This window comes from Cupriavidus phytohabitans, assembly GCF_017815025.1.
In the GTDB taxonomy this organism is placed as follows: Bacteria; Pseudomonadota; Gammaproteobacteria; order Burkholderiales; family Burkholderiaceae; genus Cupriavidus.
Genome location: NZ_JAGIQB010000007.1, coordinates 1 through 26,139 on the forward strand (window position 1 = coordinate 1; position 26,139 = coordinate 26,139).

The 26,139-nt window shown below is 64.2% G+C and carries 25 protein-coding genes and 1 pseudogene; 15 read left to right on the plus strand and 11 right to left on the minus strand.

Features of this window, described 5'->3' with window-relative positions:
• Positions 1-286: 286 nt before the first annotated feature.
• The 8 genes and pseudogenes from arsH to J8I34_RS06455 all read right to left on the minus strand — a co-directional run.
• Positions 287-1,046: pseudogene (gene arsH, locus J8I34_RS06420) on the minus strand (arsenical resistance protein ArsH); the annotation flags it as partial.
• Positions 1,043-1,465, minus strand: coding sequence for an arsenate reductase (glutaredoxin) (gene arsC, locus J8I34_RS06425; RefSeq protein ID WP_209805648.1), 423 nt, complete (start codon positions 1,463-1,465; stop codon positions 1,043-1,045). The gene arsC and the pseudogene arsH, both read right to left, overlap by 4 nt.
• A gap of 8 nt (positions 1,466-1,473) precedes the next feature.
• Positions 1,474-2,538 (minus strand): ACR3 family arsenite efflux transporter, encoded by a 1,065-nt coding sequence (gene arsB, locus J8I34_RS06430; protein ID WP_029046797.1) that lies wholly within the window; start codon positions 2,536-2,538, stop codon positions 1,474-1,476.
• On the minus strand, positions 2,535-3,047 hold the full coding sequence (locus J8I34_RS06435) for an arsenate reductase ArsC (RefSeq protein ID WP_029046798.1): 513 nt from the start codon (positions 3,045-3,047) through the stop codon (positions 2,535-2,537). The genes arsB and J8I34_RS06435 overlap by 4 nt, the downstream gene beginning before the upstream one ends.
• A 66-nt stretch (positions 3,048-3,113) precedes the next feature.
• Positions 3,114-3,602, minus strand: coding sequence for an ArsI/CadI family heavy metal resistance metalloenzyme (locus J8I34_RS06440; protein ID WP_029046799.1), 489 nt, complete (start codon positions 3,600-3,602; stop codon positions 3,114-3,116).
• A gap of 2 nt (positions 3,603-3,604) precedes the next feature.
• Positions 3,605-3,934 (minus strand): ArsR/SmtB family transcription factor, encoded by a 330-nt coding sequence (locus tag J8I34_RS06445; protein WP_029046800.1) that lies wholly within the window; start codon positions 3,932-3,934, stop codon positions 3,605-3,607.
• A gap of 320 nt (positions 3,935-4,254) precedes the next feature.
• Positions 4,255-5,793 carry a 4-hydroxyphenylacetate 3-hydroxylase N-terminal domain-containing protein gene (locus J8I34_RS06450; RefSeq protein WP_209805649.1) on the minus strand — a complete coding sequence of 513 codons (1,539 nt, stop codon included), beginning with the start codon at positions 5,791-5,793 and terminating at the stop codon, positions 4,255-4,257.
• Positions 5,794-6,226: 433 nt separating this feature from the next.
• Positions 6,227-7,153 carry a LysR family transcriptional regulator gene (locus tag J8I34_RS06455; RefSeq protein ID WP_209805650.1) on the minus strand — a complete coding sequence of 309 codons (927 nt, stop codon included), beginning with the start codon at positions 7,151-7,153 and terminating at the stop codon, positions 6,227-6,229.
• 102 nt (positions 7,154-7,255) lie between these two features.
• Between J8I34_RS06455 and J8I34_RS06460 the strand changes: the two genes are divergently transcribed.
• From J8I34_RS06460 to J8I34_RS06475, 4 genes are all read left to right on the plus strand, one after another.
• Positions 7,256-8,230, plus strand: coding sequence for a tripartite tricarboxylate transporter substrate binding protein (locus J8I34_RS06460; protein ID WP_209767929.1), 975 nt, complete (start codon positions 7,256-7,258; stop codon positions 8,228-8,230).
• A 29-nt stretch (positions 8,231-8,259) separates the two neighbouring features.
• Positions 8,260-9,684, plus strand: a complete 1,425-nt coding sequence (leuC, locus tag J8I34_RS06465) for a 3-isopropylmalate dehydratase large subunit (protein WP_209805651.1) — start codon at positions 8,260-8,262, stop codon at positions 9,682-9,684.
• Positions 9,677-10,321: a 3-isopropylmalate dehydratase small subunit gene (gene leuD, locus J8I34_RS06470; RefSeq protein ID WP_209767939.1), complete on the plus strand. Its 645-nt coding sequence runs from the start codon at positions 9,677-9,679 to the stop codon at positions 10,319-10,321. Before leuC ends, leuD begins: the two co-directional genes overlap by 8 nt.
• Positions 10,322-10,507: 186 nt before the next feature.
• A complete protein-coding gene (locus J8I34_RS06475) occupies positions 10,508-11,995 on the plus strand; it encodes an ATP-binding protein (protein WP_209805652.1) in 1,488 nt (495 codons plus the stop codon).
• A gap of 48 nt (positions 11,996-12,043) precedes the next feature.
• Here J8I34_RS06475 and J8I34_RS06480 read toward each other — a convergent pair whose 3' ends face one another.
• Positions 12,044-13,225, minus strand: coding sequence for a GGDEF domain-containing protein (locus tag J8I34_RS06480; protein ID WP_209805653.1), 1,182 nt, complete (start codon positions 13,223-13,225; stop codon positions 12,044-12,046).
• A gap of 358 nt (positions 13,226-13,583) precedes the next feature.
• Here J8I34_RS06480 and J8I34_RS06485 point away from each other — a divergent pair, with 358 nt between their 5' ends.
• Positions 13,584-13,928 (plus strand): RcnB family protein, encoded by a 345-nt coding sequence (locus J8I34_RS06485; protein ID WP_029046808.1) that lies wholly within the window; start codon positions 13,584-13,586, stop codon positions 13,926-13,928.
• A gap of 93 nt (positions 13,929-14,021) precedes the next feature.
• Here the strand turns inward: J8I34_RS06485 and J8I34_RS06490 are convergent, their stop codons facing one another.
• On the minus strand, positions 14,022-14,216 hold the full coding sequence (locus J8I34_RS06490; protein WP_245175809.1) for a PA2433 domain-containing protein: 195 nt from the start codon (positions 14,214-14,216) through the stop codon (positions 14,022-14,024).
• A gap of 300 nt (positions 14,217-14,516) precedes the next feature.
• Between J8I34_RS06490 and J8I34_RS06495 the strand changes: the two genes are divergently transcribed.
• The 3 genes from J8I34_RS06495 to J8I34_RS06505 all read left to right on the plus strand — a co-directional run bounded on the left by J8I34_RS06495 (position 14,517) and on the right by J8I34_RS06505 (position 16,773).
• A complete protein-coding gene (locus J8I34_RS06495) occupies positions 14,517-15,011 on the plus strand; it encodes a hypothetical protein (protein WP_029049590.1) in 495 nt (164 codons plus the stop codon).
• Positions 15,012-15,144: 133 nt separating this feature from the next.
• Positions 15,145-15,498, plus strand: a complete 354-nt coding sequence (locus J8I34_RS06500) for a hypothetical protein (RefSeq protein WP_029049589.1) — start codon at positions 15,145-15,147, stop codon at positions 15,496-15,498.
• A 315-nt stretch (positions 15,499-15,813) separates the two neighbouring features.
• A complete protein-coding gene (locus tag J8I34_RS06505) occupies positions 15,814-16,773 on the plus strand; it encodes a transporter substrate-binding domain-containing protein (protein WP_209805654.1) in 960 nt (319 codons plus the stop codon).
• A 4-nt stretch (positions 16,774-16,777) separates the two neighbouring features.
• Here J8I34_RS06505 and J8I34_RS06510 read toward each other — a convergent pair whose 3' ends face one another.
• Complete coding sequence (locus tag J8I34_RS06510; RefSeq protein WP_035878546.1) at positions 16,778-17,710, minus strand: MurR/RpiR family transcriptional regulator; 933 nt, start codon at positions 17,708-17,710, stop codon at positions 16,778-16,780.
• Positions 17,711-17,997: 287 nt separating this feature from the next.
• On the opposite strand from J8I34_RS06510, the gene J8I34_RS06515 reads away from it, so the two are divergent.
• The 7 genes from J8I34_RS06515 (at position 17,998) to J8I34_RS06545 (ending at position 26,136) form a co-directional block, all read left to right on the plus strand.
• The gene (locus J8I34_RS06515; RefSeq protein WP_209805655.1) at positions 17,998-18,498 is read left to right on the plus strand and encodes a type IV pilin protein; all 501 of its coding nucleotides are present in this window, start codon (positions 17,998-18,000) and stop codon (positions 18,496-18,498) included.
• A gap of 9 nt (positions 18,499-18,507) precedes the next feature.
• On the plus strand, positions 18,508-19,026 hold the full coding sequence (locus tag J8I34_RS06520; RefSeq protein ID WP_209805656.1) for a GspH/FimT family pseudopilin: 519 nt from the start codon (positions 18,508-18,510) through the stop codon (positions 19,024-19,026).
• On the plus strand, positions 19,020-19,607 hold the full coding sequence (gene pilV / locus J8I34_RS06525; protein WP_209805657.1) for a type IV pilus modification protein PilV: 588 nt from the start codon (positions 19,020-19,022) through the stop codon (positions 19,605-19,607). The genes J8I34_RS06520 and pilV overlap by 7 nt, the downstream gene beginning before the upstream one ends.
• Before the next feature lie 40 nt (positions 19,608-19,647).
• On the plus strand, positions 19,648-20,709 hold the full coding sequence (locus J8I34_RS06530; protein WP_209805658.1) for a PilW family protein: 1,062 nt from the start codon (positions 19,648-19,650) through the stop codon (positions 20,707-20,709).
• Entirely contained in the window at positions 20,706-21,260 is a 555-nt protein-coding gene (locus tag J8I34_RS06535) for a hypothetical protein (protein WP_209805659.1), read from the plus strand. Before J8I34_RS06530 ends, J8I34_RS06535 begins: the two co-directional genes overlap by 4 nt.
• 18 nt (positions 21,261-21,278) lie before the next feature.
• Positions 21,279-24,404 (plus strand): pilus assembly protein, encoded by a 3,126-nt coding sequence (locus J8I34_RS35470; protein ID WP_209805660.1) that lies wholly within the window; start codon positions 21,279-21,281, stop codon positions 24,402-24,404.
• Positions 24,405-24,927: 523 nt separating this feature from the next.
• Positions 24,928-26,136: a pyridoxal phosphate-dependent aminotransferase gene (locus tag J8I34_RS06545; RefSeq protein WP_209805661.1), complete on the plus strand. Its 1,209-nt coding sequence runs from the start codon at positions 24,928-24,930 to the stop codon at positions 26,134-26,136.
• The last annotated feature ends 3 nt before the right edge of the window (positions 26,137-26,139 follow it).

The window sequence follows — 26,139 nt, forward strand, 5'->3', positions numbered from 1 at the left end:
AGAGGAGTGTAGGTGCTGCTCGGCAAGCATTCATTCACTCGCATCGAACGCTATTTACGTTTTTTAAGTGCTCATAAGCGTATTAATCTTGTGCAAGCAGTAGTTGTAAGGACCAGCCCCGCCTTTGTGCGGGGTTTTTCCTTCTGCTCAGTACCTTATGGACGGTGGTGCATTGGAAAGATTCGAAGACGGATCCCCGGCGAAGTATGAGGTTCCCGTCAGGAAGCGGAGTGTCAATCCGAACAAGGTGCGGTTGAGTCCGCATGAACGTGAATGCGCGCCGGCATTCCGCTTCGCCGCTATCGGTTGCCGGTCTGGGCTTCGTTCTCGTGGTTCATGGCGGCCGCAGCGAGCGCCGTGGCATTGGCCGGCGCGGCTTCCTTGCGTTCGCTGTATCGGTCAGTGAGGTAATCGCTGCGGTCGCGCACCAGGAGGGTGAACTTGTAGAGCTCCTCCATGACGTCAACCACGCGGTCGTAGTAAGACGACGGCTTCATGCGGCCGTTGGCGTCGAACTCCTGGTACGCCTTGGCGACCGACGACTGGTTCGGAATCGTCACCATGCGCATCCAGCGCCCCAGCACGCGTAGCGCGTTGACGGCGTTGAAGGACTGCGAGCCACCGCACACCTGCATCACGGCCAGCGTGCGGCCTTGCGTCGGGCGAATTCCGCCAATCTCCAGCGGCAGCCAGTCGACCTGGTTCTTGAAGACGGCCGTCAGCGTGCCGTGGCGCTCGGGGCTGCACCACACCTGGCCTTCCGACCACTCGGAGAGCTTGCGCAACTCGGCTACCTTCGGGTGATCAGCGGGCACACTGTCCGCCATCGGCAGATCGCGCGGATCGAATACGCGTGTCTCCGCCCCGAAGTGCTGAAGAATCCGTTCGGCCTCCTGGACCAGCAGGCGGCTATAGGACGTCTCGCGCAGCGAGCCGTAGAGGAGCAGGATGCGTGGCGGGTCGGTGCTGACGCGTGCCGGTTCCAGCTTGCGGAGGTCTGGCGTATCGAGCACTGCAGGGACGACGTTGGGCAAATCCGCGGTCATCGGATTCTCCGGCCTTGTGCGTCGATGACGGCCTCGCCGTCCTCCTTGGTGAAGGCCCCCTGCTGCGGCGCCGGCAGGATGTCCAGCACGACTTCCGACGGCCTGCACAACCGTACGCCAGGTTCCGTGACGACAAAGGGCCGGTTGATCAGGATCGGGTGGGCCAGCATCGCATCAAGCAACTGGTCGTCGGTCAACGCGGGATTGCCAAGGCCAAGCTCCGCATAGGGCGTGCCCTTCTCGCGGATTGCCTGGCGCACGGCGAGGCCGGCATCGCGGATCATCGCCTGCAACGTCTGCCGGTCGGGCGGCGTGTTCAGGTACTCGATGACGGTCGGCTCGATGCCCGCATTGCGGATCATGGCCAGCGTATTGCGCGATGTGCCGCAGTCGGGATTGTGATAGATGGTGACGGTCATGGGAAGCTTCAGTGCGATTCGTACCAGCGCTGCGAGCGGTTGACCACGCCCACGACGAACAGCATCACGGGCACTTCGATCAGCACGCCGACAACAGTGGCGAGCGCTGCGCCGGATTGGAAGCCAAACAGGCTGATGGCGGTGGCCACGGCCAGTTCGAAGAAGTTGCTCGCGCCGATCAGTGCCGAAGGGCCGGCCACGCAGTGGGCCACCCCGAGCTTGCGGTTCAGCAGGTAGGCCAGGCCGGAGTTCACCAGAACCTGGATCAGGATCGGCACGGCCAGCAACAGGATGATCAGGGGCTGCTCCACGATGGCATTGCCCTGGAAGCCGAACAGCAGCACGAGCGTCGCAAGCAGTGCGGTGATCGAGTAGGGCCCCAGCGCGCCCACAACGCGCTTGTATGTGGCCTCGCCACGCGCCAGCAATGTCTTGCGGATGACCTGTGCGATCAGAACGGGCACGACAATGTAGAGCGCGACCGAGGTGATGAGCGTGTCCCACGGCACAGTGATCGACGACAGGCCCAGCAGCAGTGCGACGACAGGCGCGAAGGCCACGACCATGATGGCGTCGTTGAGTGCCACCTGCGAGAGCGTGAAATACGGATCGCCCTTGCACAACTGGGACCAGACAAACACCATCGCCGTGCAGGGCGCCGCAGCCAGCAGGATCAGGCCGGCGACGTAGCTGTCGAGCTGGTCCGCCGGCAGCCAGCCGGCAAACAGATGGCGCACGAAGATCCAGCCCAGCAGCGCCATCGAGAACGGCTTGACGAGCCAGTTCACGAAGAGTGTCACGCCGATGCCGCGCCAGTGGCCTGCAACCTGGCCCATCGCGCCGAAGTCGATCTTGATCAGCATCGGGATGATCATGATCCAGATCAGCACGCCGACCGGCAGGTTCACCTGTGCCACTTCCAAAGCGCCGATGGCCTCGAAGACGGCTGGAAGCCATTGGCCGAGGAAGATGCCGGCGATGATGCAGAGGCCCACCCAGACGGTCAGGTAGCGCTCGAAGAAGCCAATGGCGCTGAGTTGCGCCGTCCCGGCAGTCCGTTGCAACGTGCTCATTCCGCCGACTCCACAGGCTGCCCGCCAATCGCGTGCATCTCCTTCTGGATAGCGTTGCGATCCAGTACGTGCAACGGCAGGTTCACGAACTGGCTGACGCGATTCAGGATCTGACGGAAGACCTGGTCGAACACCTTGCGCTTCTCGTCGTCGGACCCCTGAATGGCTGCGGGGTCTATAAAGCCCCAATGTGCCGTGATGGGCGTGCCCGGCCAGATCGGGCACACCTCACCGGCCGCCTGGTCGCAGACGGTAATGACGAAATCCATGCGGGGCGCATCGGGCAGAGCGAACTCGTCCCAGCTCTTGCTGCGCAGGCCCGAGGTGTCGTAGCCGATCGACTGGCAGCGCTCGATGGCGAAGGGATTCACCGTGCCGGACGGATGGCTGCCAGCACTGTAGGCATGAAAGCGTCCCTTGCCGAGCACGTTGAACAGGGCTTCGGCCATGACACTGCGAGCGGAGTTACCAGTGCACAGCACCAGCACGTTAAAAGTCTTGTCGGACATGGTCGTTGGGGCGAACGGCCGCCTCCTCGTCCGAGGAATCGGTAGAGGAGGCGTGTTAGAGAAAACTCAGCAGCAGCCGGATTCCGGCGAGCAGCAGGCGGTCTTGGTGGATTGCTTTGGCGCGGCGTTCAATTGAACTGGTACGCAGCATGCGGAGGCTTCGGCGCTACGATCGCGTGATTCCCCATAGGTCGGCGCATTGCCGAGCGTGTGGAACGATTCCCAGGCGATACCCGTCGGGTCAACCGACCAATGCTTGTTCGAGGTCGCGTAGCAGCAGTTCGTCTCGGACTGAGACTGCATGGGCAGGTTGGCGCTGGCCAGCCGTGTCTGCATCTCGGCAAGTTCTGCATCTGTCTCCACCTGGATCCCCAGATGGTCCACGCCCAGCTTCTCCGTGCGATTGGAAATGGCGAAGTTCACGCGTGGGTCGTCCAGCGCCCACTTCGCATAGTCGTCCCTGACGACGGTCGGCTCCGCGGCGAACAGTGCGGAGTAGTAGCGGATGCTGGCTGGCAGGTCGGCCACGCTGACGTGGACGTGGAAGCGCTTCATGATCAGGACTCCGAGGCAACGGAACAGCGGGATACCGGCGAGCACGGATTGCCACCACAGCAGTTCTCCGTGAGATAGCCAAGCAAGTCATTCATGGTCTCGAAGCGAGCCATGTAGATGATCGACCGGCCCTCCTGGCGGCTTGCCAGCAGTTCCGCGCGGTGCAGTTCCTTGAGGTGGAACGACAGCGAGGAAGCAGGCATCTCCATCAGTTCGGCAATGCGGCCAGCTGGCAGGCCTTCAGGGCCGGCCTGCACGAGCAGGCGAAATACAGCCAGCCGCACCGCGTGGGCAAGCGCGGCAAGTGCTTCAAGGGCGTTATCTGTTTCCATAGTTCCAATATAGTCGAAAAATAGAATGATTGCAATCGCCTGCTTGTGACACGGGAAGGTCGTAAGCATTGCCTGCGGTGTGGAGAGCCTGCGCGCAAAGATCCGCTGGTATGAAAACCACTGAAGCGCAATGGCTCCAGCGCTGGCAGCGCAGACTCAGTATCGAGGATCTGGATCGCCCGCTGCATCCCCGTTCCAGGTCCTACCTTACTTCCTTTTGTAAAGTTTCATCCTGGAGCCAGCTTGATTGCGGGCTTTTTCATTCCGGGCGTGTTGGCTAGCCCTTCATGCCTCGTCAGCGAGTCGGCCGGCCGGGAGACTTATCGACGCGATAGCACGCTCACGTCGTCAGGGTTGATCAAGTCCGGGACAGTCCAGCCGTTCAGGTCATACTCGTCCATCGCCGAGCGCGCAAACGCCTTCATGCGGTCGAGATCACCGCTGCACTGAGCGCCAGACAGATTGGTCAAGCGCGTGGCGTCGTTGCTGCCGATGTAATTGATCTCGTAAAGCTCATGGCGTCCACCGAACTCGGTGCCGATGGCATCCCACAGCATCTTCATCACCTTCACCCGCTCCTCCGCTCCGGCGCCACAAGACCCGCGCAGATACTTGTCCAGGTGAACACGGATTTCCGGCACGTTGAAGTCGCGCGCATGCGAGTTAAGGTAGACCAGCCCACTCGCCACGACCTGTTCGATGATATTCCGCACTCGTGGCAGTGCTTCCTGGTTCAGCACGCGATACGCACCGGCAAAATGCGGATCAGGGCGGACATGGCCATGCCACGACACGTCGCTTTTGGCCATGGCATCCGACAGGGCCCAGAAGGCGTTGCGCCAGGCGATGACCTCGCCGAGTTGGACCTGCACGCCGTGATAGTTACGCGTGCCCGTGATTTCCAGTGCTCGCGCAAGCAGGCCGACGACAAAGTCCAGCTTGACCGAAACACGCGTGCAGCCGTGTAGCGACGCGCGATCGAGGAAGCCGGAGCCGGACTGCAGCGCGGTCTCCGATGCCACTTCACCGTGCATCAAGATGTTTTCCCAAGGCACGAAAACATTGTCCAGCACCAGGATCGCGTCGTTCTCGTCCAGGCGCGACGATAGCGGGTAGTCGAACGGGCTGCCCAGAGCCGCAGCCCGGAATTCGTTCGAGGCGCGACACAGTAACTTCAGCCCCGGAGCGTTGGTGGGCACGATGAACTTGGAACCGCTCGCCGGTGTGGCGTCAACGTTCGCCACATAGGTGTAGTGCGTCAACGCCGAGCCGGTTGCAACGACCTTGGCCCCGCTCACGTATATGCCGGCATCATCTTCGCGGATCACCCGCACGTAGACATCTGAGGTGGCGGTCGGCGGCAGCTCGCGGTCCACCGGAGGATTGACCACGGCATGTCCCAGATACCAGGTTTTCTCCTGAGCCTTGCGGTACCAGCGCCGGGCATTTTCCTCATACCCTCTATAAAACTCGGCATTCGGGCCGAGCGTAGCGAGGAAGGCGCCCTTGTAGTCCGGTGAGCGTCCCATCCAGCCCCAAGCGCATCGCTGCCAGCACGCAATTGCATCGCGCTGTGCTACCTGCTCCGCCACGTCTCGCGGCGCCCGGAAAAAGCGTTGGGTAAAGCCGCCCCACTCAGTCGGTACGCAAAGCAGGGCGTGGCGCGCAGGGTCATGCAGGGCGTCGTACATCCGCGCGATCATCCTTGCTGTATTGCGAAATGCCGGATGGTCGGCGACATTGCGTACCCGCTCGCCGTAAATCCACACCTCGCGCGCATCATCCAGACTATCCAAATACTCTTGGCCTGTGAACGGAATGTAGGCACGGGTATCGGTACTTCGCAGGTCGTCAAACATTTGGTGGTCTTCCGCGACGGAGTTGCCGGCCCGGTCCCAATTGCCGGGGCCTTGGACAAGGAGTAGAAACTCCCCATGCTGTCTGGACGATACATTGCTGCTCGACGAAAGGCGCTGCCCGTTCGTGCGCTGGGTAACGGAAACTATGTCTGTATGCTGCCGCAATTAACCAAGGGCTAATTTTTCTTCGTGCCCCAATCCAGATGGGGGTATGCCGTGGCGACGAGTTGCAGCGTATCGCTGCGCCGGATGGCTTCGCTCAGGTCGACTGACGGCATCGAGCATGCCTTCGCTACGGCAGGCCGGGCCAATCCCGGCACCAATGCCGAAAAGGCCGTGTACGCCAATGCCAGAGGGCGCTGCATGGGCCACGGGCATCGCTGACGAAGACCTTCTGAGCGGGGGCGCAGCAGTGCGTTCAGGCGTTATCCCGCTACCACGCACTGTCCGTGCCGCCCGGCCCGCGCGAGCGGTGGCCGGCAAACCGCTCCAGCATGAAATCCACCAGTGCCCGCACCTTGTCCGGCCGGTGGTTGCGCGCGGGGAACACCAGGTAGATGTCCGCCGGCGCCAGCTGCCACTGCGGCAGCACGCGGCGCAGCGCGCCGCTGCGCAGGTGCTCGGCCACGTCCCATTCGGAGCGCACCAGCAGCCCTTGCCCGTCGAGCGCCCACGCCAGCGCCGATTCGCCGTCGTTGGTGCTCATGGTGCCGCGTACCTTGACCGTTTCCTGCTGCGCGCCGCTGCGCAGGTGCCAGGTGCCGAAGGTCTCGTCGGCCTCGCGGATAAAGATGCAGTTGTGCCGTGCCAGCTCGCGCGGATTTGCCGGCTCGCCGGCGGCCTGCAGGTAGGAAGGCGCGGCGCACAGCAGGCGGCGATTGTTGGCGAGCAGCCGCGCAGTGAGCCGTACATCGGGCAGCTCGCCGAAATGGATCAGCGCATCCAGCCCTTGTTCGACCAGGTTGAGCGGCCGGTCGCTCAGGTGCAGTTGCACCTCGATCCTGGGGAACGCGCGCGCGAACGCGGACAGCGCCGGCGCGATATGACGGCGGCCGAAGCCGAGTGTCGCGCCGATCTTCAGCAGGCCGTGCGGCGTGCTGCTGCTGCCGGCGATAGCGCGTTCCAGCGCTTCCATCTCCGCCAGGATGCGCGCGCCTTCGACCAGGTAGCTTTCGCCCTCCGGCGTCAGGCTGATGCGGCGCGTGGTCCGGTGCAGCAGCCGCACACCCAGCCGCGCCTCCAGCGCGGCCAGGCGCTTGCTGACTGCGGGCGGCGTCACGCCCAGTTCCTGCGCGGCCGCGGCCAGGCTGCCGTGCTTGTTGATGCACTGGAAGAAGGCGAGGTCGGAGAAGTGGTCCATTGATGAAATGCAGGAACTAAAGAAGTAACGGTGTTTGAATTATGTTTCTGATGGGCAATGATACGATCGTTTCCACAACAATTCATCCCACAGGAGACGCCCGTGAAGCTTGTCCGCCTGACTGCCTTGCTGGCCTGTGCCGCGGCTTTCGCCGCCACCGCCGGCACCGCCGCCGCCCAGTCCTATCCCCAGCGCCCGGTCCGCCTGATCGTGCCGTATGCCCCCGGCGGCAGCGCCGACATCGCCGCGCGCCTGGTCGCGGACGCCTGGGCCAAGAGCATGGGCGGCACCATCGTGGTGGAGAACCGCGCCGGCGCCGGTGGCAACATCGGCGTCGACGCGGTCGCCAAGTCGCCCGCCGATGGCTACACCGTCGGCCTGCAGACGGTGTCGCTGGCCATCAATCCCGGCCTGTTCCCGCGCATGCCGTATGACACGCTGAAGGACCTCGCGCCGATCGGCATGGTCGCCAGCTCGCAGCACGTGCTGGTGGTCAACAACAATATCCCGGCCAGGACGCTGCCGGAACTGATCGCCGCGGCGAAGGCACAGCCGGGCAAGCTGACCTACGGCTCGGCCGGCAATGGCAGCACCTTCCATATGTCGGCGGAGCTGTTCAAGTCGGTGGCCAACGTGTCGATCGTCCACGTGCCGTATCGCGGCGGCGGCCCGGCGCTGGTCGATACCATTGCCGGCCAGGTCGACATGAGCTTCCCGGTGGTGTCCGCGGCCCAGCAGCATGTGCAGGGTGGCAAGCTCAAGGCGCTGGCCGTGACCGGTTCGAAGCGCTCCGCCCAGCTGCCGAACGTGCCGACGGCGGCGGAGGCCGGCCTGCCCGGCTATAACTTCGAAACTTGGTTCATGGTGTTCGCGCCCACCGGCACGCCCAAGCCGGTCATCGACAAGCTGAACACCTCGCTGAACGCCGCGCTCGCTACGCCTGCCACGCGGGACCGGATGCTCAAGGAAGGCTTCGAGCCGACGCCTACCACGCCCGCGGCCGCACGCCAGCGGCTCGAGAAAGAAATGCCCGTGTGGGCCAACCTGATCAAGCAGCGCGGCATCACCGCGGAATGACCGTCATACCGTTATCAAGGCTTTAGCCAATGACACCCCGCACCCTGTACCAGAAGCTGGTTGACTCCCATACCGTCGCCAGCATCGACGACGACAACGTCTTGTTGTATTGCGACCTGCACCTGATGAACGAGTACACCAGCCCGCAGGCCTTCGCCGGCCTGCACGAGCAGGCGCGCGGCGTGCTGGTGCCGGGGCAGAACGTGGCCGTGGTCAGCCATATCATTCCCACGCACCCCGGCGCCATCCGCGTGATCGCCGATCCGGCGTCGGCGCTGCAGGCCACCAACCTGCACGCCAACTGCGAGCGGCACGCGATCCCGCTGTTCGACACCAACGACACGCTGCAGGGCATCGAGCACGTGGTGGCACCGGAGCACGGCATGATCCGGCCCGGCATGGTGGTGATCTGCGGCGACAGCCACACCACTACCTACGGTGCGCTCGGCGCGCTGGGTTTCGGCATCGGCACCTCGGAAGTCGAGCACGTGCTGGCCACGCAGACGCTGGTGTACCGGATGGCAAAGACCATGCGCATCCGCGTGGACGGCAGGCTGCCGCTCGGTACTACCGCCAAGGACCTGATCCTGCGCATCATCGGGGCGATCGGTGCACAGGGTGCGCGCGGCTACGTGGTCGAGTACTGCGGTTCAGCGATCCGTGACCTGAGCATCGAAGCCCGCTTCACCCTGTGCAACATGACGGTCGAGGCCGCCGCGCGCGGAGCGCTGATCGCGCCGGACGAGGCTGCCATCGACTACGTGCTGCGCCGCGCGCCGGATATCGGTGGCGACGGCGCCCAGCGCGACGCCGCGCTGCAATACTGGCAGACGCTGCACAGCGATGCCGGTGCGCCGTTCGACATGGAATACGTGTTCGACGCCAGCCAGGTCGAGCCGCACGTGACCTGGGGCACCAGCCCAGACCAGGTGCTGCCGGTGTCGGCCCAGGTTCCTTTCCCGGAAGACCAGATCGACGAGGCGCAGCAGCGCTCGGTCGAGCGCGCGCTGGCCTACACGCAACTGCAGCCGGGCGCGGCGCTGGCCGGCACGCCGATCCAGCACGTCTTCATCGGCTCATGCACCAACGGCCGCATCGAAGACCTGCGCGCGGTCGCGAGCGTGGTGCGCGGCAAGACTGTCGCCACGGGCGTGCGCGCCATGGTGGTGCCGGGATCGGGCGCCGTGAAGGCACAGGCCGAGCGCGAAGGTCTCGCCGACATCCTCACCGCGGCGGGCTTCGAATGGCGCCAGCCCGGCTGCTCGATGTGCCTGGCCATGAACGACGATGTGCTCGCCGACGGCGTGCGCTGCGCCTCCACCACCAACCGCAATTTCGAAGGCCGGCAGGGGCGGGGTGCCATCACCCACCTGATGAGCCCGGCCATGGCGGCCGCGGCGGCCATTACCGGGGCGATCACCGACGTCCGCAAGCTGGAGCTGTCCCATGCCTGAACTTTCCTGCCTCACCGGCAAAGCCGCAGCGATCCGTTTCGAGAACCTCGACACCGACCAGATCATTCCCAAGCAGTTCCTGCGCGGCATCGACAAGTCGGGCCTGGCCGAAGGCATTCTCTATGACCACCGCTTCGACGCCACCGGCGCGCAACGCCCGGAGTTCGTGCTGAACCGGCCGGAATACGCCGATGCAAGCCTCCTTGTCGGAGGCGCCAACTTCGGCTGCGGCTCCAGCCGCGAGCATGCCGTATGGGGCCTGCAGCAGTTCGGCATCCGCGCCGTGATCGCGCCCAGTTTCGGCGAGATCTTCTACTCGAATGCGATGAACAACCGGCTGCTGCTGGTGATGCTGCCGCGCGGGGTGATCGAGCGGCTGATGGACGCGGTCGATGCCGACAGCGCCAACGTGATCCGCATCGATGTCGAAGCCATGCAGGTGCGCACGCCGGTAGGCGACTTCCCGTTCGAGCTGTCGGCGCGGCATCGCCGCATGTTCCTCGAGGGACTCGACATGATCGGCCTGTCGCTGACGCAGCGCGACGAGATCGAGCAATTTGCGCGCCGCTACTGGGACGCGTTCCCGTGGGCGAAGGATGTGGCCCGGCGCACGCGCGACCGGCTGGGCTCGACCTGAGCCTTCAGGTGCCACGCCGACCTGCTGGCGGGCAGTTTCCCTTCGCTGTCGATGCCCTGCCGCAAAGCCCGGAGGAGTCCGACATCGACAGCGCGCGATGCGAATTCCATGCGTGCGCGGCCGCGCGTGACTATGCTTGGCATATCTCCGCTCGCCTCAGGCGGGCATGCAGCCCCGGACAATGCCATGACGACGAACGACGACAGCGCGGGCTCCGCGCCGGCCGACGCGCCGCGCCCCGCCAACCCGCGCCTGCTGGCCGCGATGAGCCACGAGATCCGCACGCCGCTGTACGGCATGCTCGGCACGCTGGAACTGCTGTCGATGACCGGGCTGGACGCGGCGCAGCGCCAGCAGGTGGCGACCATCACCGCCTCGTCGCGCGTGCTGCTGCAGCTGCTCGACGACCTGCTCGACTTCTCGCGCATCGAAGCCGGCGAGCTGCGGCTGGACGCGGTGCCGTTCGATCCGGTGGCGCTCGCCGAAACCGTGGCGCGCGCGCAGGAGCCGCTGGCCATGCGCAAGGGCGTGGCCCTGGACTGCGACCTGCAGCCGGGCGTGCCGTGGCTGCTGGGCGATCCGCTGCGCGTGCGGCAAGTGCTGGCCAACCTGTTGCGCAATGCGATCAAGTTCACCGCGCAAGGGCGCGTCACGCTGCGCATGTGGCGGGAACCGCTGCCCTCGGCTGATCAGGTCAGGCTGATGCTGGAAGTGGCCGACACCGGCGTCGGCATCGATCGCGCGATGCTTCCACACCTGTTCGAGCCGTTCACGCGAGGCAATGCTTCGGGCACGGACCGCCACGGCGGCGCCGGGCTCGGCCTGGCGATCTGCAGGCATCTGGCCAGGCTGATGGGCGGCGATATCACCGCTGACAGCACGCCGGGCCAGGGCAGCCGCTTTACCGTTGCGCTGCAGTTGCCGGCCACTTCCTCACGGCCGTCGCGCGGCGTTGCCGGCGCCGATACGCCGTCCGCGATGCCAACGCTGCCCCACCTGGGACTGCGCGTGCTGGTCGTGGAGGACCATCCGCACAACCGGCAACTGCTGCGTGGCCAGCTGGAGCGGCTTGGCTGCGCGGTGCAACTGGCGAGCGACGGCGCTCAGGGGCTGGCGGCCTGCGCGGCAGGGGCCTTTGACGTCGTGCTGACCGATGTGCAGATGCCGGTCATGGATGGCCACGCGCTCAGCCGCCGGCTGCGCGCGGCAGGCAACCCCGTGCGCATCGTCGCGCTGACTGCCAACGCCGGCGCAGGCGAAGCGGGTCGCTGCCATGCCGCGGGCATGGACCGCTGCCTCGTCAAGCCGGTACTGCTGCAAGCGCTGGCGGCGTGCCTGCAAGAGCTGGTGCCTGCGTGCGCGCAGGCGTCGCCGCTTGCCAGCGATAACGCCGAAGCCAGCGCCGCGCTGCTGGCGCAAAGCGCGTATGCCGACCTCGATGCCTTGCTTGCGGCGGCCACCAGCGGCGACCTGGGCGCGGTGCAGACGCACGCGCAGCGCATGCGCGGCGTGCTGGCGCACTTCGATGCCGCGCGCGACGCGGCGGAGCTGTGCCGCGAACTGGAGGCCGGCGCCGCGTGGGCCGTGCAGGCGACGCAGGACCGCATCGGCGACCTCGGCCTGGTGCTGGATGCCTGCTTTCCAGGCCACCGCGATTCACGCTTGTCGCCATGATCCGGACGACCGGCTTCGAAGCGCTACGCTGCGGCCTGTAGCGCCGCCTCAGGCGAGGGCGCCGGACGCCTGCGGGGCTTCGTCCCGCTCCCAGGCGACGCAGTTGCGGCCGCGGTTCTTGGCAGCGTAGAGCACGTGGTCGGCGCGCATCAGCAGCGTATCCAGGTCTTCGCCGGGCCGCAGCGTCGCCACGCCGAAGCTGGCGGTCACGCGGTGCACGCCGGGCAGTACCGTCATCGGCGTGTGTTCGAGCGTATGGCGCAGGCGCTCGGCCAGTTGCAGTGCGGCGTCCGGCGCGGTATCGGGCAGCAGCACGACAAACTCTTCGCCGCCCAGCCGCGCCGCGATATCGCGCCGGCGAATGCCGCCGGCGATGATCTGGCCGAACTGCGCCAGCACCGCGTCGCCGGCGCTGTGGCCGTAGTTGTCGTTGATGAACTTGAAGTAGTCGAGGTCGCACACCAGCAGGCTGAGCGGCTGCCCGGGCGGCGGCGGGATCTGCTGCACGGCGAGCGCGGCCAGGCCGCGGCGGGTATGCAGCAGCGTCAGCGGGTCAGTGTCGCGCTCGTGCCGCAGGCCGACGATGATGTCCTGCACCGCCGCGGCCAGCAACGACAGGGCCAGCGCCATCAACAGCAGCCCCAGCGTGGCCTGCAGCCACAGCCAGTAGGCCGATTGGATAAAGCTGGCAGCATCGTGCGATGCGGCCGGCACCACGGTCAGCACGGTGCGCGGCAGGAAATGCAGCGCGAACACCAGGTAGACCCAGAACAGCACGCGGTCCGCCAGGCGCCCGGCGCGCAGCCGGGCCAGCGCCGGCATGCCCAGCAGCAGGATCATGGCGATGCCGGCGTTCAGGATGTAGATGCGCGCCACCAGCCGCGGCTGCACCAGGTCGAACCACGCAATCGCGCCGAGCAGCGCGAGCGGCAACGCCACCTGCGCGCAGGTATCGACCCGCGCACCGATGCGCGCCAGCATGCCGCGCAGCAACAGCACCCCGCTGCCCAGGTAGAGCAGGCTGGTCACCGTGGCCTGTCCGCCGCCGGGCCGCGGGGACCAGACGATCTGCAGGGTGATGGCGATCGCGTACATGCCGTACGCGGCAGCCGGCAGCAACAGGTAATGCCGGGTGCGCTCATAGCGCCATGCCAGCACGAAGCACAGCGAGAATGCGATGGCGATGGCGGGATTGACCAGTGCCAGGAATCGACCAGCGTCTTGCAACACGAGAGTCCCCTGTTCTTGTCGTTCCCTGGCAGGGGTGGTTGGAAGCCCCGGCGAGGGCGCGCATGCGTCAAAACATCGCGCGGCCGGAGGGCGGGCCAGGGAACTTTATAGGGCGCATGCGCGCCCGGGCAGGCGCGGCGCCTGGCCGCCGCCTGCTGAGTGTTTCCGTCGGGTCTCATTCTAGCCACCACCGCGACACGCGGCGCATGGCGCCTGCCGCCGCCGGGCAAACAATTGTGAACGCCGGGGACGTGGCTGCCGGGCCACGGATGCCACGGTTTCCCGCTTTTGTGACTAATCTGGTAGATGCTGTCCGGGTCTTCCGGCAGTTCGGTTTTCCGTACGCAAGGAGATCACGATGAATACCAAGAAAGCGATGCCGGTCCTGCTGCTGGCGGCAAGCGTGCTGGCGGCGCCGTTTGCCATGGCGCAAGGCACTGGCCGGACCACCCGGCCGATGACGGAACCCGCGGCGTCAGCGCCGCCGCCGGCCCCGCAAAGCTCGCCGTATATGCAGGTGCAGCAATGGAAGAAAGGCGACCGCCTGCCGGCCGAGTTCAGGGACCGCCAGTATGTGATCGACGATTACAAGCAATACAATTTGCCGGCGCCGCGCAAGGGCACGCGCTGGGTAGGAGTCGGCGCCGAGTATTACCTGGTGGCGCCCAATGGCGTCATCCAGCAGGTCGGGTCGGGTTCCTGATCCACACGTCCGGGGCGCCTCGCCCCGGGGCCATGCAGCAAAGCAAAGCCGCCGGGCGGGCTGCGCGGCGGCTCTTTTTTGTGCAGCGCCGCTTCAGATGCCAAGTATCTTCTTGGCTTCGAGCAGCGACTTCATCGATTCGTCATGCTTGCCGGCCTTGTGGTAGGCCTCGCCGTCTGCGCGCAGCTTGGCCACCTTGGCGGCATCTTCGGGCGACAGCGCCGGCTTGGTCGATAGCCTGGCGTCGATCGCTTTCATCTCATTGGGGCAGTTGTGGGCGAGCGCCATGCCGCTGGCGCCGCACAACACCAGCGCCGCGAGGATCGGGATGGATTTGCGCACGTCGGCCTCCGTTCGGGAATGGTGAGATTTCCAGCATAGTGCATGGCCCGCATGGTCACCGGCAATCACACCTTCAACCGGGACGACGGCCTGTCCGTCAACCTGTCCTGCAAGACCCGGCAAGCCACAAGCGAATCTCCCGGCGTGCCCGTGCTGGTTTTCCCGCGCGCCTTGCGATGTTATGTTGGAGGGCGTCTTTTTTTGCCCCCCCGGAGCCGTACGCCTGAGCCCCTCGACCGGTTGCGCATGGAAAACTCTGCCGAGAATTTTTTGCTGGCCCTGCTGTGCGCCTCGGTGCTGACCGTGACGGTGGTGGGCATTCACTACGAAGCGCTGCGCCTGCTGTCGTCACTGCATCCGCGGCGCTGGAGCGGGCGCGTCAATATCGGTGTGCTGATCGTCTGCATCATCCTTGTCCACTGCCTGGAAGCGATGGTGTTCGCGTTCGGCTTCTGGTTTGCCGACAACGTGCTCGGCCTCGGCTGGCTGGCGGGATCGACCGCGCCCGGCATGCCGACCCGCCACGGCCAGCCGTCGCTGCTGGTCTATGCCTACTTTGCGCTGGAGACTTTCACCACGCAGAGCCTGGGCGACCTCTACCCGGTCGGCGCGACCCGGCTGATCGCGACCATCGAGCCGCTGGTGGGCCTGATCCTGATCGGCTGGTCCGCGTCCTTTACCTATGTGGTGATGCGGCGCGACTGGCAGCTCGAAGAAGAAGGCGAGCACCGCGGGCGCTAGCGCAGCGCATGCCGCGTCCGGCACCGGCAACAGTTGCCGGAAGTGCCGCAGATGCCGCTAGTGCCAGACGAGCCGCGAACGTTTAAGCTGGCACCTTCTGCAAATCAACGAGCCAGCCTGCCGAGGAGCCACCATGCCGAGCCGCCAGCGCACCTTGATCCGCCTAGCCGCAGTTGCCGCCCTTGCCGTGGCCTGCAGCGCCCAGGCGCAGAAGCAGGACGGCCAGGGCGCCGCCGCGGCCGCCATCAACGAGGCAGTCCAGCAGGGCACCACGCCCTACCGCCCGGATCCGGACGCGACGCCGGCCAGCATCGAGTCGGCGGAATGCCGCGAACTCGCAGCCCAGATCGCCGTCGCGCCCAAGCGCGAGTACCGCGCCACCGACTCGACCATCGAGACCGCGCAAGGGCGGCGGGTGCCCGAGCTGGAGCGCGAGCGGCCGCGCAAATCGCTGCAGCAGGCGTACCAGGAGAAGTGCATCCGGTAAGCCGGTGCGCCAGGCGCGCCATCCGCGACGCCTCTTCGTCACGCACCTTCCGGCACGGTCCCGCGCCGGATTTCTCGCCTTCTTGTCCGTTCCCGTGCTGCGCCGCGCACAGGCCTGGCGCGCCGATGCCCTGCGTTTGCGCACATTCGCCCGCTGTGCCAACGGCTGTTTCACTACGCCCATGAAAAATACATATGTTTCATGGTTATCCATGATGGAACAATTGTTGCTGACTGCCTAGCATTGGCGATGCGATGGCGCATCGCTGACCGCTACCCCGAAACCAAGCTACCCAAGCATCCAAGGAGAGCCTGTATGAAAGCAGCAGAAGTCACGCGTCCGTGCGGCGGTTCGCCGACCCCGCGCCGGTCTGCGGCCGCCGCGGCCACCGCCGCGGCGCTGGTGCTCTGCAGCGGCATCGCCGGCACGGCGCATGCCGTCGACGTCGCCGCGAGCCCGACCCTCGGCAAGATCAAGTCGTCAGGGACGATTTCCATCGGCCATCGCACCTCGTCGATCCCCTTCTCGTACTACGACGCCAACCAGAAGGTGATCGGCTTCTCGCAGGACATTTGCGACCGGGTGATCGACGCGGTGAAGCGCGAGACCGGCGTGCAGGCGCTGCAGGTACGCATGGTGCCGGTGACTTCGCAGAACCGGATCTCGCTGGTGCAGAACGGCACCGTCGACCTGGAGTGCGGCGTCACCACCAACCTGAAGTCGCGCCAGCAGCAGGTCGCGTTCTCGACCACGTTCTTCGTCGCCGGCACGCGGCTGCTGGTGAAGAAAGGCAGCCCGGTGCGCGACTTCGGCGACCTCTCGGGCAAGGCGGTGGTGACCAATGCCGGCACGACGTCGGAGCGCATCCTGCGCCGGCTCAACGACGAGAAGCGGGCCAACATCGCCATCCAGAGCGCCAAGGACTATGGCGAGTCGTTCCTGATCCTGCAGTCAGGGCGCGTGGCCGCGTTCATGATGGACGACGTGCTGCTGTCGGGCGCGCGCACGCTGGCGCCCAACCCCGCGGAGTGGATCGTGGTGGGCACGCCGCAGTCGTTCGAGGCCTATGCGTTCATGCTGCGCAAGGACGATCCCGGCTTCAAGCAGGTGGTCGACGGCGCCATTACCGGGCTGATCCGCAGCGGCGAGATCAACAAGCTCTACAGCAAGTGGTTTGCCGCGCCGGTGCCGCCCAAGCAAGTCAATTTCGAACTGACGATGAGCGAGCCGCTGAAGAAGGCCTACGCCAGCCCCAACGACGAGGCCTTCGAATAACCCTTCAGCCGCGGCCGGCGGGCACGTAGGCGCCGGTGCGGTGCAGCTCGCCTTCGGCCTGCTCAAGCGCGCGGATCGCGCCCTTGCCCTTGCGCGCCAGCAGCTGTTCGACCAGTGCCTCGACCATGGCCACGCCGGCCGTGATCGACGGGAAGAACGACGGGCTCTCGACCGAGAACAGCAGCGTGCAGTCCGCCGCCAGCGCGATCGGCGACACAGTGCTGTCGGTCAGCGCGACCACCTTGCAACCGCACTCGCGCGCGGCCGCCGCCACGCGGATGCTTTCCTGCGAATACGGGGCGAAGCTGGCCACCACCACGGCGTCCCTGGGCGCCAGCCCGCGCAGCTCCATTTCCAGCGTGCCGGCATCGGCGCGGATTAGCTGGACGGAACTGCGGAACAGCCGGTAGACATAGTGGAAGGTGAACGCGATCGGGAAGCACGAGCGGAACCCCGCCACATGCACGTTCTGCGCGTGCGACAGCAGCTCCGCCGCCTGCTGCAGCGTCTTGTCGTTGTTGGCGGCGATCAGGTCGAGGTTATGGTGCTGCGCATCGAGCATCTCGCCCAGCATGTGGCTGGCGCTGCTTTCGCGCACCACCTTGCGCGCGCGGCGCGCATACGGCTGGCTGCCGCCGCGCAGCGCATCGACAAAGAGCTCGCGCAGGCCCTGCCAGCCCTCGAAGCCAAGGTGCTGCGACAGCCGGACCAGCGTGGCGGGCTGCACGCCGGCGCTGGCTGCGATCTTGCGCATCGACAGCACGGGCACGTCCTGCGGGTGGTCGAGCAGATAGCGCGCGCCGCTCTGGAACTGCGTGCTCAGGGTCGGGAAGCTGGCACGCAGCAAGGCCAGCAGCGCGTCGAGGTCCTGGGGCGGCGCCGGCGTTGGACCGGCATCGGGAGGTTGCGGCGGATGGGTGGGGCTGTCGGACGGCATGGACACTCCGGATTCGTGGTTGTAACGATTGTTGCACAGCCGCGCCTGGACGGGGCCGGCTCCAGCCTCCATGGCGCGGTGCCAAAGTCGTCACATCAGCCGGTTAACGTCCGCATGCTGCCAAAGCTGTACCCGGCGCTTCGGACAAGCTGCCGATTGTCGGATTGCCGCAACGCCAGCGCACTGTCATCAGAATTTCCTTACCTACTTAAAGGGCGGTGACTTACACTCCGCGCCATAACCTCCGGAATTGGTCATCCGGAACATAATTGGTACGGAGCGCGAGCATGGGACATAGAAGCCCTGCAGTGCGACACGGCGGGAGGGTCAACCCGTCGTTTCGGGTCGTTGGGGAAGTTGGGTCAACCGGCATTGCACGCCGGCGGTGGCGCCTGCTCGGCGCCAGGGCAGCGCATGGCTTCACGCTGATCGAGCTGATGATCACCGTGGCGATCATTGCCATCCTTGCTGCGACTGCCTATCCCTCGTACATCAGTCACGTCATCAAGGGCAGGCGCGCTGCGGCGCAAGCCAGCCTCATGGACATCGCGCAGCGCCAGCAGCAGTACCTGCTCGATTCCCGAAGCTATGCCGGTAGCCTGGCGACGCTTAACGTGACACCGCCAACCGATGTTACGGCTTACTACACCATCAGCATTGCAGCGGTGGCCGGCTCTCCGCCCACGTTTACCGTTACGGCAACGCCCATAACGGGTACTTCTCAGGCAAACGACGTCACCCTGAGCATCAACAACGCGGGCGTCAAAACGCCTGCGAACACCTGGTAGGTGCCCGCCATGTCCAATGGTCATGTCCGGAATCGATTGGCGGCATCCCCGGCTGGCGGGCGGCCATGGGGCAGTCGAGCGGGATTCACGCTGCCGGAGTTGCTGGTCGCCATCACTATCACCGGCATCCTGGCTGCGATGGCCGCTCCATCGTTTTCCAGTTTGATAGCGTCACAGCGCGCAAAGGCTGTTGCATCGGAACTCTTTGCAACGTTGTCAAGGGCGCGCAGCGAGGCTATCGCGCGCAACGCGGTAGTGACCTTGTCGCCGAAGGCCGGGGATTGGAAAAACGGCTGGCAGATCCTCGATCCGGCCAACGTGGCCAATGTCCTGGATGATCGAGGCAGCGCCACCGGTGCATCCATTACCGGTCCCGCCAATGTTATCTACCGCGCGTCGGGACGGCTCCAGGCAGGAGCCGCGCCGTCGTTTCTCATTACTGCGACGTCCGGTTCGACCACGACATACCAGTGCGTGTCGGTCGATCTGAGCGGACGTCCCTATATGCTGGCAGCCTCATCATGCTGATCCCGGCGCGGCGCACACATCGGCACCAGCACGGATTCTCCTTGCTGGAAGTACTGGTAGCCATCGTGATCCTGAGCTTCGGCTTGCTGGGTACCGCCGGCCTGCTGGCCAAGGTCTATCTCGCTGAGATTGAATCCTATCAGCGTACGCAGGCGACCTTGCTACTGCAGGATATGGCCGAGCGCATCGGCGCCAATCGCGCACTGGCTCCGAATTACGTTACTGCGAACGCGATTGGTACGGGTGACACCCAGGCGGCTTCCTGTGCCGGCGTTGCCGCGGGAGCTGCTCGCGACATTTGCGAATGGAGCAATGCCTTGAAGGGCGCGGCCGAGCAAAAATCCGCAGTGAATGTCGGGGCCATGCTGGGTGCGCGCGGCTGCATCACGCAACTGCAGGCGCCCGATCCCACACCCGGAACCTGCACGCCGGGGATTTATCAAGTCGCGGTTGCCTGGCAGGGAGTCCACCATACCGCCGCATCTGCCATCGGTTGTGCGCAGGGTCAGTACGGCAACGATGACGCCTATCGACGCGTCATTGCTACCCAGGTCTCCATCGGGCTGCCTGCCTGCTTCTGAGCTCCTGGCGCTTTCCTCATGATTCCGGATTGAAGTCAACATGACAGTCAACCGCAGAACCGCGCACGGTGGCTACACCATTATCGAACTGATGGTGGCGATCATCCTTGGCCTGCTGATCATCGCCGCACTGACCACGCTTTTTGTCAACAATAGCCAGACACGCGACGAAATCGAGCGCGCCAACGAGCAGACCGAGAATGGCCGCTACGCTGTGCAATTGCTCACTGACGACCTGCGCAATGCCGGCTACCTTGCGGAGTTCAATGGGGCCCTGTTATCGCTGCCCGCCACGACCCCGGATCCCTGCGCCACAGCGCTGGCCGACCTGAAAGTGGCTTTGCCGATTGCCGTCCAGGGCAATGACAATGCCGCAAGCATCCCGACTTGTCTGAGCGATGTGAAGGCGGGGAGCGATATCGTTGTGATCCGCCGCGCCAGTGGCTGCGCAATCGGTACCCCCGACTGCGATGCGCTGATCGCCGGGGCCCCGTACTTCCAGGCATCTGGCTGCACCAGCGCGGCGGAACTGTCCTCTCCCACCGTTGCCAACTACTACGGGCTCGATGTCGATACGACAAAGCTGACGCTGCATCAGAAGGACTGCAATCCGCCGACAACGCCTGGAACTCTGGCTGCCTTGCATCAGTACCGCACGCATATCTATTTCATCGCAAACAATGACAAGAATGGCGATGGCATTCCCACGCTGAAGCGCGCAGAACTCGGGGCCACTGGCTTTACTATTGTCCCGCTGGTCGAAGGCATCGAGAACATGCAGATCGAGTACGGCATCGAGACCGCGGTGCCAACCACGGGCGCGGCCAGCGTTTTCACTGCTGACCCGGCCAGCTACGCCGGTTGCGTGGAGCCGGCCTGCGTCGGTTACTGGCGCAACGTCGTCTCGGTGAAGCTCTACCTGCTGGCACGTAACAAGAAGCAGAGCATGGGCTACACCGACGGCAAGCTCAAGACCTTTGCCATGGGCATGAACGCCGATGGTACCGCCAACAGCGTCGGTCCATTCAACGATGCCTACAGGCGTCATGCCTACACATCTCTGATCAGGGTGAACAACACCGCTGGCAGGAATGCGCCATGAGAACAATGACAATCCGCCAGCGCGGCGCCACCTTGCTGATGGGCATGATCATGCTGCTACTGATCACGCTGCTGGCCATCACCGCGTTCAAGCTGACCAAGGGCAATCTGCAGGCTGCCGGCAATGCCCAGCAGAGGGACCAGGCGATTTCGGCTGCCCAGGGAGCCATTGAGCAGGTTATCAGCAGTCCTCAGTTCACCAGTACTCCCGCGAATGCCATACCCAATCCGTGCGGCAACGTGCCGAACACAAGTTGTGTTGATGTGAACAGCGATGGTGTTACGGATGTGACGGTCGCCGTCACGGCGAAATGTGTTTCAGCGCAAGTCATACCGGCTGCGGCGCTTGACTTCACCAAAGCCGACGATGCGGGTTGTCTCCTGGGCGCGGGCCAGGAATTTGGCGTGGAAGGGGGCGCTTCCAACAATTCACTTTGTGCAAACACGTTGTGGGATGTCCAGGCCGTCGCCACAGATACCTTGGGCAATGCCCAGGCAACAGTCAACCAGGGTGCGGCCGTCCGGGTTTCGGCGACCACTGTCTGTCCATAATTCGTGAGGCATATGGCCGTGAACTATCCAACTACCTCGATCAGGAAATGCATCGCGCTGGTTGTCTCCTGCGCCCTTGTCGCGATGCCGCTGCGTGGGATGGCCGAGGATATTGATGTCTTCATCGGAGTCGGCGGCAGGGCGGAGGCGCCCAATATCATGGTCCTGATTGACAACAGCCCGAACTGGAGCCGCAACTCTCAGGGCTGGGATGGTGGGCAGACTCAGGGTAAGGCCGAGGTCATGGCCCTGAGCAATGTATTGAACACGATCAATACCACGAATCCCGCGAATATCGGGTTGGCGTTGCTCACAGACTACGCGGGTACGAACGCTAATGGCGCCACGCCGGGTACTGGTGGCGGCTATGTGCGATTCGGTGCGCGTGATATGAGCGATGCGACGAATCGAACTGCCTTCCAGAGTATCTTGGCGTACATCGGAAATAACATAACCGCATCCACCGAGAAGGTGGGTGGGATGAAAAATAAGGATGAGGCGGCCGGGTTGTATGAGCTTTATAAATATTTTTCCGGTCTCACTCCGTTCAGTGGTCCATATTTCCCAACCAATCAATACCCTAATGACAATGCTGATACGGGCACAAACGCGGCTGCATATTCCGCGTCCGGCAGGGGGCTGACATCCGGGTTTGCGATTGGTGGTGGTAAGTATCAGAGTCCGATCAAATCTGATAATCCGTGCGCGAAGAACTTTATTATTTATATTGCAAACAACGCGAATAATACCGGGTCGGCGGGTAATCAATCCTACGAGCCAGGTATTGCCAGTGCCGGATCGAGGCTGCCAACAAAATTCCCCCCCAGCCTGAATACCTGGACCGATGAATGGACCCTGTTTCTAGCAAATAGTGGCGCGGTCGTGCCGGATGGAAACAATAACGGTTCGATCGTCACCTATGTAATAGACGTATTTCACGATCAATCGAATCTGGAATACTCAAATTCCTTGCGGGATGCCGCTTACCGTGGTAACGGCGGGTATATGCATGCGGATGGTCAGGCAGATATCGAAAACAAGATAAAACTCATTCTCGCTCAGATCCAGGGGGTCAATTCGACGTTCGCTTCAGCCAGCCTTCCGGTCAATACTACCAATCGTGCACAGGACAAGAATCAGGTTTTTATCCCCATGTTTCGCCCGGATGCCGGTACCAGACCTCGCTGGATGGGTAATCTGAAGCAGTATCAGCTGATTAATAATGGCAGTTCCGTCGTGCTCGGCGATAGTTCGAGCCCACCGCAGCTGGCAGTAAACCCGCTAACTGGTTATCCAACTGACTGTGCCGTCAGCTATTGGACGACTGATTCGGGGAGGTATTGGGAAACGGTGAACGAGGATGGCTCGCCAAAAGGGAATTGCAGTACTGAAACCGCATTTTCAGATGCGCCCGACGGCCCGTTGGTGGAGAAAGGCGGCGTGGCCGAAGTGATTCGCAAGGGCAATAACCCGGGTACGACCAATGCGAGCCCGACCTGGAAGGTCAATCGGAACATCTATACGCAATCTGGCAGCGCGTTGGTTCCATTCAACGCCAGTTCGTCAGGGCTTCAGCAGTCGCTGGCGGATTTCATCCTTGGCCACGATGTCAACGACGAGAATAACAATGCCGATATGACGGAAACCCGGCCATCCCTGCACGGAGATGCCATTCATTCGCGACCGCTGCCTGTCGATTATGGTGGCACGGTCGGCGTCACCGCCTACTATGGGGCCAATGATGGCATGATGCGCGCGGTGGATTCGACCACTGGGGCGGAACGCTGGGCCTTCATCGCGCCTGAATTCTTCAGCAAGTTCCAACGCCTGAAAGACAACAGTCCGCTGATCGACTACCCCACCACGCCCGCTGGCGTTACGCCGACACCCATCCCGAAGGACTATTTCTTTGACGGTTCGATCGGTGTCTATCAGTCGGCCAACAATTCCAGTGTCTGGATCTATCCGACCATGCGTCGTGGCGGGCGCATGCTGTACGCGCTCGATGTCACCGATCCCGCTGCGCCTGCGTTCAAGTGGAAAGCGGGCTGCCCGAACCTGACTAACGACCTGGGGTGCGTGGCTCCGATCGCGGGCGATGACTTCAGCGGGATCGGCCAGACGTGGTCGACGCCCAAGGTGGTACCAACGGTGCTTGGCCATACGGGCCCTGTCATAATTGTCGGCGGCGGCTACGATAGCTGCGAGGACGCAAATCAGGTAGCGCCGAACTGCACCAGTCCAAAGGGCGCGCGCGTCTACGTCCTGAAGGCTGACACCGGCGCCATCATCAAGTCGTTCAGCACGCAGCGCAGTGTTGCCGCGGACATCGCGCTGGCCGCAGTCACAACCGCTGGCGTGGTCGACCATGCCTACGCGGTTGACACCGGCGGGAACATCTACCGTATCGATTTCGCGGCGGATCCCAACGACTGGGTCATGAACCGGGTTGCTTATACCAACGGCTCGGGCCGCAAATTCCTGTTCGCGCCTGCCGTGCTGCCGGCACCCGGCGGGAAGGTGTACCTCGCCCTTGGTTCCGGTGACCGCGAGCACCCGTTGCAGGCCCAATACGCCTTTGGCAGTGTGACAAATCGCTTCTACGTATATCTCGACGATCTTGCCAGCACCACTGCACGCAATCTCGACGATACCAGCCTCATGAACAACTTCACGAACACTACCAACTGCAGCGTCACCGGAGTCTTGCCCGGCTCCGGTAGTAAAGGGTGGTTCATGGATCTGAGCCAGTACGGACAGGGGGAACAGACCGTGACCTCCGCGCTCATTGCGGCAGGCATGGTCACGTTCAGCACGAACCGCCCGGTACCAGCCAAGCAAGGTAGCTGCTCGACCATGCTCGGCGAGGCGCGGGGCTACTGGGTCAACCTGTTCAATGCGTCCGGTGCTGTAGGCGTAACGGGCTCCTGCGGTGGCGACAGGTCTTCGAAATTTGTTGGAGGTGGGCTGCCGCCTTCGCCGATGTTCGGCACTGTTCCGATCGACGGCCAGGCGACCACGGTGGTCATCGGGGCGGTCCAGCGCGATGGTGGCGCGAGTTCGCCCATTTCACCGCAACGGGTTACGCCTACCATTGTCCCGAAGCGCAAGGCCGTGTACTGGAAATCCAGTGGTACTAACTAGTGGCTTGCGCGGTCGCAAAAGGAACCAGTGCAGGCAGACTGACAGGTAGTAGCGCGCACAAACGGCGGGCGGCTGGCGGTGCGTCGCCGCCGCTGCCACAATGAAGGCGCTGCAGCGCTGCCGTTCTTATCACCATGACGTGCAACCCGACGAGGCGACGGCATCCTCTGGTAATCCTTCGCACTCTTATCTCGCTCATGCTGTTGTGGCAGGCCGCCACGGCAATCGCAGGGAGCCTCCAACGTCCCGCAGGAACAGCCTCGGGCACGGCCCCGGCTCCGGCCTCGGCTGCACAGGCCGCACGGCCGGATCACGGGGAGCAGTACGCATTACGTCCTGGCGACCAAGGACTGGCGGCAAGCAGTTTCGGTCTGAAGCTCAGGCCGGGCGGCGCCGGACGCGACAGCCGTGCTCTGGACCGCTCCGAACTGTACTCACCCGGTCGGTAAGCGCGTGGCGGTGCGCGCCCGCCGCCACTTTCCGCTACCCTTGGCATTCTTTCCCCCGCTCACGAGGAGCGCCGATGTCTGCAAGCCCCCGCAGTTCGACCGACCAGAACCTCCCGCAAGCACGAGACACCGTCCGCCACCTGCGCGCCTCGCGTATCCGCGAAGTCGCTAACGCAGGCATTGGCCTGCCCAACGTCCTGCCGTTCTGGTTTGGCGAGTCAGACCAGGCCACGCCTGACTTCATCCGCGACGCGGCGGCGCGTGCACTGTCGAACGGCGCCACCTTCTATACGCACAACCTCGGCATCGCGCCCTTGCGCAGTGCGCTGGCGGATTATGCGAGCGCACTGCACGGCGCGACCTCCATGGACAACGTCGCAGTCACCAGTGCCGGCGTCAATGGCCTGATGCTCGCTGCGCAGCTGGTCACCGGACCGGGTGACCGCGTGGTGGCGGTCACGCCGCTGTGGCCGAACCTGGTAGAGATTCCCAAGATCCTCGGCGCCAACGTGGACACTGTGTCGCTCGACTATGGCGCGAACGGGTGGACGCTTGATGTCGACAAGCTGCTGGCGGCGCTCACCCCGGGCACGCGTGCGCTGATGGTCAATTCGCCCAACAATCCGACCGGCTGGGTGATGCCGCGCGCCGCGCAGCAGGCCGTGCTGGACCATTGCCGCCGCCATGGCATCTGGATCATTGCCGACGAAGTCTACGAACGCCTCTATTACGGCGACCAAGCGGGCGGCGGCGAGAGCCACACGGCACCGTCCTTCCTCGATATCGCCTCACGCGAAGAGCGCGTGATCCACGTCAACTCTTTCTCCAAGGCATGGCTGATGACGGGCTGGCGGCTCGGCTGGATGGTGTTGCCGTCCTCGATGACCAACGACCTGGGCAAGCTGATCGAATACAACACCTCGTGCGCGCCGTCGTTCGTGCAGGAGGCCGGCGTGGTGGCGGTACGCGAGGGTGAGCCCTTCACGCGTGACCTGGTGCAGCGCCTGCACGCCGCACGCGATCACCTGGTCGGCGCGTTATCGGGGTTGCCGGGTGTGGATGCGCATACCCCGGACGGCGCAATGTATGTCTTCTTCCGCCTGCCGGGCGCGGCCGACAGCCTGGGGCTGTGCAAGCAGCTGGTGCGCGACGCACGCCTCGGACTGGCCCCCGGCAGCGCATTCGGCGACGAGGGAGAAGGCTTTGTGCGCTGGTGCTATGCCTGCGATCCGGCGCGGCTGGATGACGGGGTGCGCCGCTTGCGCGCGTTTATCGGCCGCTGACGA